The organism is [Ruminococcus] torques ATCC 27756, from assembly GCF_000153925.1.
GTDB classification, from domain to species: Bacteria; Bacillota; Clostridia; order Lachnospirales; family Lachnospiraceae; genus Mediterraneibacter; species Mediterraneibacter torques.
Window position 1 is genome coordinate 17,515 of the sequence record NZ_DS264356.1, and the last position, 12,634, is coordinate 30,148.

A 12,634-nucleotide genomic window follows, 5' to 3' on the forward strand; every position below is an offset into this window, starting at 1 on the left:
CTAGGCTGATGAGACCTCTGTGAGACCTCCTGCTTAAGGTTCACGCTCTTTCTCTCCATATATCCGCCACATCTACTCTGCTGCTACAAAAGTGATAGTTATTAGACTTCGTTGCTTTTGGCCAACTTATCTCTCACAGCCTAGCCTTATATGTGATTTCTGTCCGTCGGACCAGAGATTTGCTTACAACTTTCTTCAGATTCCACCTCACGATGGACTTGCTGTTCAGCTATACACTTCCCACTATCTGGGCGTGTTCGGGACTTACACCCGTTAGAGCGCGCCCATGGCGCGCAAACCAAAAAGCGAAAAGTGCACTCATTCACTTTTCGCTTTTATTATTTTATACTTATCTATTTATCTATATAAGGACTTTTTCTTTCCGATAACAACTACACCCGCTGTCAGCGATACTCCAAGAAGAACAATCCACACTGCCAACTGCCCTTCATCCCCTGTTTTAGGAGATGGAACCGTTGCGCTGACTGGATTTACCGTAGGAGTTGTTTCTACTGTTGTTTCTACTGTTGTTTCTTCTTTTGTCCCTGTCTGACTTCCTGATACAGAAGTTCCGCCCGGTGTCGTTTCCGTTCCTGCATTCCCGCTGTTTTGCACATTTCCCGTTCCCGGCGTTTCAATTCTGTTTGCATCCGGTATTTCTGATGCATCTGTCTCAGGTTGACTCGGCACGTCAGGTACATCCGGCGTTTCCGGTACATCTGTTTCAGGTTCACCCGGTACATTCGGCGTTTCCGGTGCATTTGTTTCAGGTTCACCCGGTACATTCGGTGTTTCCGGTGCATTTGTTTCAGGTTCGCTTGGTACATCCGGCGTTTCAGGTTCGCTTGGTACATCCGGCGTTTCCGGTGCATTTATTTCAGGTTCACTCGGTACATCCGGCGTTTCCGGTACGTTTGTTTCAGGTTCACTCGGTACATCCGGTGTTTCAGGTACGTCTGTCTCAGGTTCGTTCGGTACATTTGGCGTTTCTTCCTGAATCTGACAATCTTTATTTCCACCTATAAAATCCAGATTCCATGCATGGGCAGCCGCCTTTTCTCCCCAGTAAGGGTCCGATGCATAACTTACATTAATTCCGCTGCTCTTATCCCCAAGATAAGTTCCATGGTTTCTCCAATCCGAGCTGTCTAAATAACCTTCATCCATCCACTCTTTCATAAAACTGCGAATACAATCATCAATGCTCGCATATGTATCGGCGCTTATTCCGGGAGCGCTGTCCACCGCATTCAAGCCAAAAATATTATTTTTATTCCGGCAGATCCAACTTGTCCCCCAACCGCTTTCATTAATTGCTATTCCCATAGAGAGAAGCGCATTAACACTATAAACATTTTGGTATTTTACAAATGAAAGTCCTGTTCCCGATAATTTTGAAGAAGCTGTGTCAACTCCTGCAGCGCTCATTGCCGATTGGAGCATTACGTTCAATTCCTCGCCACTGTATTTTGTAGCTTCTCTCATGTTTTTAAACTGGAAAAAGTTATAAAACGCATTCCCTGCATTCACTGCGTTTTGACCGTTTGTATTATTTTGATAATCCGAAAGCATCACTGCATAATCGGTATAAAAATAATGTCCATCATAGCTGTAATACTTTACACCTTCATTTAAATAAGAAGGTGCTGTTCCGTTATTTATAAAAGAAACCGGAAGTTTATTTAAATCTTGTGAAATATAATGGATCAGTTTTCCACCGGATACCGCATAATAACTTACATGATCCGAAACCGCCGCATACTCCACAACCTGAACTTCTGAAGCATTTACCGTTCCTGTCACTCCTGACAGCATAAATCGAACTTTCCCATCATCAGTCATACCTAAATATGCCGCGTCTGCACCATAAGCTCCGTTTGTATATCCGCTTCCGCCGCCATATGTAAAAGAAGTTACAGCGCTGCCTTTTGTATTAAAATTGACTACTTTACTCTGCCCGGATGTTTTTGCCAAAAACATTGCATTTTGTGATGGCGTTCCTTCCGCAACAATACCTTTTTCCTCATGAATTTCATAAATTGCTCCATCTTCATCCATAGCCGTTGTCTCCTCAAGACGCTGACTATTTTCATCCTGAAGTGTCGCTGTGACCTGATCCTCCCCCGATAGCTCTGCAGCATTACTTTCCATGCCCGGCATAAAACTTACTACCATCGACATCAAAAGTGCGCATATCAGTAGTTTCTTTTTCTTTATCACTTGTGTATGGCCCTCCTTAACCCTGCTATTAATTATTTATACTAATCTACACTGATACATAACTACCATAACATTTTATTCCATCATTGGCAAGCATTACTTTTTAATATTGTATACAAGTATACAATGAGTATTATCACTATTCAGTCCGATTTTCAAGCTTTTAACAAAACAAATTCCAAGTAACCTCGTACGAAAATAAAATTTCCCATATGACAAAAAGGATTCTGTATAACACCGTCATACAGAATCCTTTTTTAATGCGGATGGTGGGACTTGAACCCACACGTAGTCACCTACGCAAGATTTTGAGTCTTGTGCGTCTGCCATTCCGCCACATCCGCATAATGGCTTCTTTTTGAAGCCAAGAATTATTATATCACTTGTTTTTTTATATTGCAAGCTTTTTTTACTGTTTTACAAATTATTTTAAACATTTTAAAAGAGTATGCCATACGGAAATAAAATATCACAATTTTCTTATTGAGTTTTCCCTTTCTCTCTATATATTAAAGTTATTGAAGGCACAAATACTGCAAGGTTACAAAATATAGCCATGCGATATAAAATAATCATTGTGTTCTCCGAACTCCATAAAGGAATTATGATAGCTACTAAATTAATAATAAATAATACACACATCATAATAAGTAATTTTTTCATAATTTCCCCTTTCCACTATTTAAAAAGAAAGTCTAAACAATTCTTTTATTTAAAACTATTTCCGTTAATAATAAAATATATTCTAAAAAATTATACATTCATAAGTTTCTTTCCAATTTCAAAACAATCAAATGTTGAAAAGTAATCAGCAGGAGTTTCTGCCCTTCTGATAAGTTTTACTTCTCCGTTCTCTTTAAGAAGAAGTTCGGCTGATTTTAATTTACCATTATAATTGTAACCCATTGCAAATCCATGTGCCCCTGTATCATGAATCACAAGATAATCTCCCCGCTCAATCAGAGGAAGCATCCTGTCAACAGCGAACTTATCGTTATTCTCACAAAGCGAACCTGTCACATCATATTTATGATCACACGGTTCATCCTCTTTTCCAAGTACGGTAATATGGTGATACGCTCCATACATTGCCGGACGCATAAGATTTACCGCACATGCATCCACACCGATATAGTTTTTATAAGTATTTTTCTCGTGGATCGCTTTTGTCACAAGACAGCCATACGGTCCCATCATATAGCGTCCTAACTCTGTATAAATAGCAACATCTCCCATTCCTGCCGGAACAAGAACTTCTTCATACACTTTCCGAACTCCCTCTCCGATCGCATATATATCGTTCGGTTCTTGATCCGGTTTATACGGAATCCCGATTCCACCTGAGAGATTAATAAACTTAATATGAACTCCCGCCTCTTTTGAAAGTTTTACAGCTTGTTCAAATAAAACTTTTGCAAGCATCGGATAATAATCATTCGTAACAGTATTGCTTGCCAGAAATGCATGAAGACCAAACTCTTTCGCGCCTTTACTTTTTAATATTTTATATGCTTCCAAAATCTGTTCCGGTGTCATACCGTATTTTGCATCTCCCGGATTATCCATAATATCGTTACTGATTTTAAATAATCCTCCGGGATTAAACCGGCAGCTTATTGTCTCCGGAACATGACCGATTGCCTGCTCCAAAAAATCAATATGCGTAATATCGTCAAGATTTATGATAGCCCCAAGCTTATCTGCATAAATAAATTCTTCCGCCGGAGTATCGTTCGAAGAAAACATAATGTCTTCTCCCGTAATTTCAAGAGCTTCCGACATCATAAGTTCTGTATAGGAAGAGCAGTCGCAGCCGCAGCCATACTCTTTCAAAATATCGATCAAAAACGGGTTTGGCGTAGCTTTTACCGCAAAGTATTCTTTGTAACCCTTGTTCCATGAAAACGCCTCTTTAAGCGCTTTTACATTTTCTCTGATTCCTTTTTCATCATAAAGATGAAACGGAGTCGGATATATTTTTGTTATTTTCTCGACCTTCTCTTTTGTCACAAACGGTCTTTTATCCATCTTCTCTCACTCCTCATATTTTTATCTTCAGCCTGATTCCTATTTTTTGCTTTTACATATTATTCCACAGTTGCAATTCTCATCATATTACTTGTGGCGCTTCTCTCTTTTTTTACATTCGGCGAAGGAATTCCCGCTGTGATTACGACAATCTCTCCTGTTTCTACAAACTGCTTCACTTTTGCCAGCTCAATCGCGCCGTCGCAAATGTCATCCGTCGTATTAAACGCCTGTGATTTAATCGGTTTTACTCCCCAGTAAATCGACATTCTGCGCAATGTTCTCTCATTCGGAGTCACACCTAAAATCACCTGACGCGGACGCAGATTGGATACAACTCTTGCCGTTGCTCCCGATACAGAAGGTGTAATAATGCATTTGGCATTCAGATTTGATGCTGCCAGCACAGATGAATATCCGATTGCGCTTGATACACCGCTTTTTAAATGTCCTCCTGTTTTTTCCAACATTCCTTCATAATCGAGATGCTGTTCTGTATTCTGAATAATATGAACCATCATCTGAAGCGCTTCCAGAGGATATTTCCCCTGCGCCGTCTCTCCTGACAGCATTACCGCATCTGTTCCGTCATATACAGCATTGGCAACATCTGTAACTTCCGCTCTTGTCGGACGCGGATTACGCATCATAGAGTCCAGCATCTGGGTTGCCGTAATAACTGTTTTAAAGTTCATATTACATTTCTGAATAATCATTTTCTGAAGATACGGAACTTCTTCTGCCGGAATTTCTACTCCAAGATCTCCTCTCGCAACCATAACCCCGTCTGCAGCACGGATAATTTCATCAATATTTTTAATTCCTTCTGCATTCTCTACTTTTGCAATAATCGGAACATATGGCGCACCGAGTTCTTTAAGGTATGCTTTTATTTCAAGTACACATTCTGCATTTCTCACAAAAGATGCAGCGATAAAATCAATTCCCTGCTCTACTCCAAAACGGATATCATCCTTATCTTTTTCTGTGATTGCCGGAAGTCTAACCGCTACATTCGGCACATTTACTCCCTTTCTCTCACCGAGTTCTCCTCCGTTTATGACTTCGCAGAAAATTTCCTTTTCACTTTTTCCAACAACTTTTAATTCAATCAATCCGTCATCAATAAGAATCACTCTACCGGCATCAACATCCTGCACAAGACCTTCGTAAGTGATCGAAACTTTTGATTCATCCCCTTCGATCTCCTCTGTTGTCAGAGTAAACTGCTCTCCGGCCTTGAGCATTATTCTTTTTCCGCCTTTCAATACTCCCGTACGGATCTCCGGTCCCTTTGTATCAAGAAGAATTGCAGTGTTTGTATTCAATTCCTGACGCAGTTCTTTCAGCAGATCCATTCTGCTTTTTTGTTCTTCATGATCTCCGTGCGAAAAATTGAAGCGGGCAACATCCATTCCGTTTTCAATCAACTTTTTCAGCAGTTCCCTGTCATTCGTGTTCGGTCCCATTGTACAAACTACTTTTGTCTTTTTCATCAATCAATTCTCTCCTTTATAATCTATCTGATATAAGTTTTCTCAACACCCGCATAAGCAATTTACAAACTGCTATTTTACATGCTCATGGGTAAATAAATGATCCTGGCAATATTCATAATTACCGTTACATTTTGAGCAAAACCGAAATTCAAGACACGGATCATCCAGTTCCGTCCGTCCGCATACCGCACAGCGATGTCTTGCTCCGTTGGCATATGTCATATGAGGCGCCGACTGCTGTTTGAACTTTGCCTTGCGGGCCCGTTCTTTCGGTGAATACCTGCTCAAATTGCGCGTTGATAAAAAGAATATAATAAAGTTTAAAATCGATGCAATGATCGCGATTCTCGTTACCATGCTGCCTGAAATAATTCCATACAAGATCATCACCCCGTATACAAGCCCCATCCATTTCATTTTGATCGGAATAATAAAATACAATAACACTTCCATATCCGGATAAGTTACCGCGAATGCCAAAAAGATCGACATATAGATATAAGAAACACTAAATAATCCGCTTCCTGTTAAGAGCAGCGTCTGACCGCCTATAAAAGCAGCATCATATGTCGCGCACAACACCCCGTACAGCACAAATGCCCCGATCACAGTAAACAACATTCCCGAAATAATATATACATTATACCGAAATGTTCCCCACGTACGTTCGAGAGTCGTTCCCAAAGAATAATACAGCCAGACCATAAGCAGAAAATAAATCGGTTTCTCAGCCGGAGCTACAAAAATCCACGAAACAATTCTCCAAATCTGCCCTTTCAGTATTAATCCCGGTTCCAGTGTCAGCCACTGAAGAAGTTCCGGCATAAGAAATCTGGTCATATAACCGATTCCATATGCAATAAGCAAGTACAAAGTCAAATTACTTATGGCATAACGCCCAACCTTTTTTTCCATTTTGTCAAACCAGCTCAACAATCATTACCTCACCTTTTAACATTTTATCTAATTGTAACTTTCACATATCTGTTTGTCAAACATATGTTGTTTCTTTTCACACGTTTAACACAATCTTTATGTAAAATAGCTATATAAATCGACATTATTAGCGAAAACCCGCATAATAATCACGATTGTATTTCCAAAAATGATGTCGTATAATGGAAAACGTCGTATAATAGTATTATACATTTAATAGGTAGGAACTCTTTTCTTTTTCAGAGTTCTCTTTTCATTATAGTAATATTTCGAAAAATCATTATTTTTTTAAAGTTTGGAGATAATGCAATGAACTTAAACAAATTACATACTCTCGGTATTGATATCGGTTCTACCACAGTCAAAATTGCAATTTTAGACAGTGAAAACGAAGTCCTTTTTTCAGACTACGAACGTCATTTTGCAAACATTCAGGAAACATTATCCGACTTGCTCGGACGGGCACTTTACAAACTCGGTTCAATTCAGGTTTCTCCTGTCATTACAGGAAGCGGAGGTCTTACTCTCGCAAAACATCTGGGAGTTCCTTTTGTACAGGAGGTCATTGCCGTATCAACAGCTCTGCAAGACTATGCACCGCAGACTGATGTGGCGATTGAGCTCGGAGGTGAGGATGCGAAAATCATCTATTTTGAAGGTGGAAATGTAGAACAGCGTATGAACGGAGTCTGTGCAGGGGGCACAGGTTCTTTTATTGACCAAATGGCTTCCCTTCTTCAGACAGACGCTTCGGGATTGAACGAATATGCAAAGAACTATAAAGCGCTATACTCCATCGCGGCTCGCTGCGGTGTATTTGCCAAATCCGACATTCAGCCTCTCATCAATGAAGGAGCGTCCAAAGAAGATCTTGCCGCTTCTATTTTTCAGGCTGTCGTAAACCAGACAATCAGCGGACTTGCATGTGGAAAACCAATTCGCGGACATGTTGCATTTCTCGGCGGACCTCTTCACTTTTTATCAGAACTACGCGAAACCTTTATCCGTACTTTAAAATTAGATGACGAACACATTATCGCTCCGCACCACTCACACTTGTTCGCCGCGATCGGATCTGCTTTAAATTCAAAAAAGGATACGCCGACAGCTCTTTGCGAGCTTCAGAAACGCCTTGAAAATAAAATTCAATTAGACTTTGAAGTAGAGCGTCTTGATCCATTATTTGAAACATCTGCAGACTATGATAAATTCATTTCCCGTCATAGCAAACACCAAGTTCCGATCAAAGATCTGGCAACTTATACAGGCAAAGCTTTTTTAGGAATTGATGCGGGATCTACAACAACAAAAGCTGCTCTTGTCGGAGAAGACGGAACACTCCTTTACTCTTTTTACCACAATAATGACGGAGATCCTCTCGGAACAACAATTTCCGCGATCAAGGATATTTACCGCCAGCTTCCCGAAGACGTTGAAATCGTCCACTCCTGCTCTACCGGATACGGAGAAGCGCTGATCAAGTCTGCCCTTATGCTAGATGAAGGCGAAGTGGAAACCGTTGCCCATTATTATGCAGCCGCGTTTTTTGAACCTGATGTAGACTGTATCCTCGATATCGGCGGTCAGGACATGAAATGCATCAAAATCAAAAATCAAACAGTTGATAGTGTGCAGCTTAACGAAGCATGTTCTTCCGGATGCGGTTCTTTCATTGAAACATTCGCAAAGTCTTTAAATTACACGGTAGAAGATTTTGCCCATGAAGCTCTTTATGCTCAAAATCCGATTGATTTAGGGACACGCTGTACTGTTTTTATGAACTCTAAAGTAAAGCAAGCTCAAAAAGAAGGCGCTTCCGTAGCGGACATCTCTGCCGGACTTGCTTACTCCGTCATAAAAAACGCACTTTTCAAAGTCATCAAAGTATCAGACGCTTCCGAACTCGGGAAACATATTGTTGTTCAAGGCGGAACATTTTACAACAATGCCGTCCTTAGAAGCTTTGAAAAAATCGCAGACTGCGAAGCAATCCGTCCCGATATCGCCGGAATCATGGGCGCATTCGGCGCTGCATTGATTGCCAGAGAACGTTACGGAGAATGTAAAGGAACAACTATGCTTTCTATTGAAGACATCCGTTCCCTTGAATATTCAACTACTATGACAAAATGCCGCGGATGTACAAACACTTGTCGTCTTACGATCAATCACTTCAGCGGCGGCCGAAAATTTATAACCGGAAACCGATGTGAACGAGGTCTCGGAAAAGAAAAAAATACAAATACGCTGCCAAACTTGTTTGACTATAAATTTCATCGGTATTTTGATTATGAACCTCTTTCCGAAGAAGATGCCACGCGAGGAATAATCGGAATTCCCCGTGTACTTAACATGTACGAAAATTATCCATTCTGGTTTACATTTTTCACCAAACTCGGATTCCGTGTCGTACTCTCTCCTGCTTCTACGAGAAAAATTTACGAACTCGGTATCGAATCCATTCCAAGTGAATCCGAATGTTATCCGGCAAAACTGGCTCACGGACATATTCAATGGCTGATCAACAACGGAATCGAACACATTTTCTATCCGTCTGTTCCATATGAAAGGAATGAATTTGAAGATTCCAACAACCACTACAACTGTCCGATCGTTACATCTTATCCGGAAAATATAAAAAACAATATCGATCCGATCATCGAAAACGAAGTCGACTTCATCCATCCGTTTCTTTCTTTTAAAAACGAAGAAACCATTGCTTATCGGTTATTTGAAGAACTGGGATCAAAATTCTCACTGTCAAAAAACGAGATTTATTCCGCAGTACACGATGCATGGACAGAACTTGCTTCCTGCCGGGAAGATATGAGACGCAAAGGGGAAGAAACGATCCGGTTTTTGAACGAAACCGGAAACAGAGGAATCGTCCTTGCCGGAAGACCGTACCATATCGACCCGGAAGTCAATCATGGACTTCCGGAAATGATCCTTTCCTATAATATTGCCGTACTGACTGAAGATTCTGTATCCCATCTTCATCCCGTTGAACGGCCTCTTAATGTTATGGATCAGTGGATGTACCACTCTCGCTTGTATGCCGCGGCAAATTATGTAAAAACAACAGAAAACCTTGATTTAATCCAACTGAACTCTTTCGGATGCGGTCTTGATGCTGTTACTACAGATCAAGTTGCCGACATCTTAACAAATTCAGGTAAAATTTATACAACTTTAAAGATCGACGAAGTTAATAATCTAGGGGCGGCTCGTATCCGTGTACGCTCTCTGCTGGCTGCTATCCGCGTCAGAGAACAAAAAAAGACAGAGCGCACTATCCGCTCTGCAGCAATCGAAAAAGTTCCTTTTACAAAGGAAATGAAGGCGACACATACTATTCTTTGTCCGCAGATGTCTCCGATTCATTTTGAAATGCTCGAAGCTGCCTTTAGAGGATCCGGATATCGGTTTGAGATTCTCCCTAACGACAACAAACAGGCAGTTGATGTAGGCCTGAAATATGTAAATAACGATGCCTGCTACCCTTCTCTCATCGTTGTTGGACAGATTATGGAAGCACTTCTTTCCGGAAAATACGATCTTGACAAAGTGGCAGTTATCATTACTCAAACAGGAGGAGGATGCCGCGCTTCCAATTATATCGGATTTATACGGCGCGCCCTGAAAAAAGCAGGCTTTGGACACGTTCCTGTCATCTCACTGAATTTAAGCGGCCTGGAAGGAAATCCGGGATTTAAACTGACCCCGTCCCTTATCATGCGTATCGTATACGGCGCTCTCTTCGGAGATATTTTTATGAAATGTGTCTATCATATGCGGCCATACGAAGCCGTTCCCGGAACAACTGATCAGATTCATCGCAAATGGGCAAAGATCTGCAAAGACTTTGTTTCAAAAGGATATCCTTCCCGGCACAAATTCAAAAAGCTTTGCCGGGACATTATTCACGACTTTGATTCGATCGAAATATTGGATATCAAAAAACCCCGCGTCGGAATTGTCGGGGAAATACTTGTGAAATTTCTGCCGGCAGCCAATAATCATCTTGTTGAACTGCTAGAGGCAGAAGGCGCAGAAGCTGTTGTTCCTGATCTTGCAGACTTTTTGCAATATTGTTTTTATAACCAAAACTTCAAAGTCTCTCATCTCGGGATGAAGAAGTCAAAAGCACTTGCAGGACGTCTCGGTGTTCAGGCGGTTGAATGGTTTCGGTCTCCTGCCACAAAAGCCTTCGCAGAAAGCAAACATTTTTCACCTCCTGCAAAAATCGAACATTTAGCAGAAATGGCATCTGATATCGTATCGCTTGGGAATCAGACAGGAGAAGGATGGTTTCTGACCGGAGAAATGCTTGAACTGATTGAAAACGGCGCTCAAAATATTATCTGCGCGCAGCCGTTTGCCTGTCTTCCAAACCATGTCGTAGGAAAAGGTGTGATCAAAGAACTTCGCCGGCTCCATCCGCAGTCAAATATTGTCGCCATTGATTTCGATCCCGGCGCAAGCGAAGTGAACCAATTAAACCGAATTAAACTGATGCTTTCCACTGCCTTTAAAAATATGGAAAAAGAAAATCAGTCAATGTAAACAATATTACAGAGCTCGAAAAACGGCAGAGATGTAGGAAATCGTTTTACCGCCCGCATCTCTGCCGTTTTATTAAAAAATCATCTGTTCCTCTTATATACAACATGTAGTGTTTTAATCAAACTTCCATCAAGGAGACAATCTGTTCCGGCACTTCCACTAACATTTCCGCTCCCGACTGTTCCAATTCTTCTTTCGATCCATATCCATACAACACGCCTATACTGTGCAGTCCCGCTTTCTTTGCTCCGATCATATCATGAGAGCGATCCCCTACCATGACTACTTCATTTCTGTCTGTAATGTTACAGCTCTCAATCACATATTCTATCACTTCATATTTATCTGTCCTGCTTTCATTCATACAGGCTCCGCCGATAAAGTCAAAATATTTGGAAAACCCAAAATAATCCGCAATCTGCTTTGCAAACATCTCCGGTTTTGATGTTGCAATCGCTAAACGAAATCCTTTTTTTCTCAGTTTTTCCAACATCTCGATCACGCCGTCATATACATTATTTTCAAAAATCCCTTTGTCACGGTAATACTCTCTATAATCTTCAACCATCCTCGCACTTTCTTCATCCGCAAGACCACAAACTTTACAAAACTGTCCGCGCAGCGGCGGTCCGATAAAGCTTCGGAGTTGCTCTTCCGAAAGCATCGGAAGATGATTTTTCTCAAGTGCATATTTAATACTATTCATGATTCCCGGCGCGGAATCCGTAATTGTTCCGTCCAAGTCAAAAAATATCGTCTTGTATTTCATTCTTTTTCCCTCTGAAAATCAATTTTATTGATGTTTTCCATATTCTAAAAAATTCTAAAAAATGCTTATTATCCTTTTTCCCCTCATCCAAAAAAAGTTTAAAAACTTCGGATGTGATCCTCATCTTCACTTTGCGTCTTGATTACTTTTTTCACAATAACATAATATCCGAAATCATCATTTACTTTTATAAAAACACGATCTCCTTCTTTATGTCCAAGAAGAGCTTTTCCAAGCGGCGATTCAATACTTACAAGACCATTCAGGGAACTTCCTCTGACTGATGTTACAATCCGGTACGTCTCCACTTCTTCATCATCTTCACAGTACACCTCTACCGTATTATTAAGTCCGATTTCATCTTCTTTAGATTCATCTTCTACGATCACCGCAGTTTTTAACATTCTTTCCAGATAACGGATTCGACTTTCATTTCTGTTTTTTTCTTTTTTTGCCGCATGATATTCAAAATTTTCACTTAAATCTCCATGAGAACGCGCTTCTTTTACCGCTTCAATCAATTCTTTTCTTTCTACCAATTTCCGATGTTCAATCTCTTCCCGAATTTTCTCTACATCGCTCTTTGTCAGCTTTTCCCGCATAATTTTATTACTCC

Annotated in this window: 7 protein-coding genes and 1 tRNA gene; 1 reads left to right on the plus strand and 7 read right to left on the minus strand. The window is 40.7% G+C overall.

Going from position 1 to position 12,634, the window contains the following annotated elements:
* Positions 1–357: 357 nt before the first annotated feature.
* The 5 genes from RUMTOR_RS13630 to RUMTOR_RS06565 form a co-directional block, all read right to left on the minus strand.
* Entirely contained in the window at positions 358–2,220 is a 1,863-nt protein-coding gene (locus RUMTOR_RS13630) for a glucosaminidase domain-containing protein (RefSeq protein ID WP_004846395.1), read from the minus strand.
* Positions 2,221–2,481: 261 nt separating this feature from the next.
* A tRNA-Leu gene (locus tag RUMTOR_RS06545) sits at positions 2,482–2,564 on the minus strand.
* 409 nt (positions 2,565–2,973) lie between these two features.
* Positions 2,974–4,248 carry a diaminopimelate decarboxylase gene (locus tag RUMTOR_RS06555; protein WP_004846396.1) on the minus strand — a complete coding sequence of 425 codons (1,275 nt, stop codon included), beginning with the start codon at positions 4,246–4,248 and terminating at the stop codon, positions 2,974–2,976.
* 59 nt (positions 4,249–4,307) lie between these two features.
* Positions 4,308–5,744: a pyruvate kinase gene (gene pyk, locus RUMTOR_RS06560; RefSeq protein ID WP_004846397.1), complete on the minus strand. Its 1,437-nt coding sequence runs from the start codon at positions 5,742–5,744 to the stop codon at positions 4,308–4,310.
* Positions 5,745–5,816: 72 nt separating this feature from the next.
* Positions 5,817–6,662 (minus strand): hypothetical protein, encoded by an 846-nt coding sequence (locus tag RUMTOR_RS06565; protein WP_004846398.1) that lies wholly within the window; start codon positions 6,660–6,662, stop codon positions 5,817–5,819.
* A gap of 330 nt (positions 6,663–6,992) precedes the next feature.
* Here RUMTOR_RS06565 and RUMTOR_RS06570 point away from each other — a divergent pair, with 330 nt between their 5' ends.
* Positions 6,993–11,249, plus strand: a complete 4,257-nt coding sequence (locus RUMTOR_RS06570) for a 2-hydroxyacyl-CoA dehydratase (RefSeq protein ID WP_004846399.1) — start codon at positions 6,993–6,995, stop codon at positions 11,247–11,249.
* A 118-nt stretch (positions 11,250–11,367) separates the two neighbouring features.
* On the opposite strand, the gene RUMTOR_RS06575 is transcribed toward RUMTOR_RS06570, so the two are convergent.
* Together RUMTOR_RS06575 and RUMTOR_RS06580 are read right to left on the minus strand one after the other, a co-directional pair.
* Positions 11,368–12,018 carry an HAD family hydrolase gene (locus RUMTOR_RS06575; protein ID WP_004846400.1) on the minus strand — a complete coding sequence of 217 codons (651 nt, stop codon included), beginning with the start codon at positions 12,016–12,018 and terminating at the stop codon, positions 11,368–11,370.
* Positions 12,019–12,116: 98 nt separating this feature from the next.
* A complete protein-coding gene (locus tag RUMTOR_RS06580; RefSeq protein WP_004846402.1) occupies positions 12,117–12,620 on the minus strand; it encodes a GreA/GreB family elongation factor in 504 nt (167 codons plus the stop codon).
* Between the last annotated feature and the right edge of the window lie 14 nt (positions 12,621–12,634).

Bases quoted from the DNA above. Each gene is read 5' to 3' on its own strand.
- RUMTOR_RS06555 (WP_004846396.1), bottom strand. From the start codon at position 4,248: ATGGATAAAAGACCGTTTGTGACAAAAGAGAAGGTCGAGAAAATAACA.
- pyk (WP_004846397.1), bottom strand. From the start codon at position 5,744: ATGAAAAAGACAAAAGTAGTTTGTACAATGGGACCGAACACGAATGAC.
- RUMTOR_RS06565 (WP_004846398.1), bottom strand. From the start codon at position 6,662: ATGGAAAAAAAGGTTGGGCGTTATGCCATAAGTAATTTGACTTTGTAC.
- RUMTOR_RS06570 (WP_004846399.1), top strand. From the start codon at position 6,993: ATGAACTTAAACAAATTACATACTCTCGGTATTGATATCGGTTCTACC.
- RUMTOR_RS06575 (WP_004846400.1), bottom strand. From the start codon at position 12,018: ATGAAATACAAGACGATATTTTTTGACTTGGACGGAACAATTACGGAT.
- RUMTOR_RS06580 (WP_004846402.1), bottom strand. From the start codon at position 12,620: ATGCGGGAAAAGCTGACAAAGAGCGATGTAGAGAAAATTCGGGAAGAG.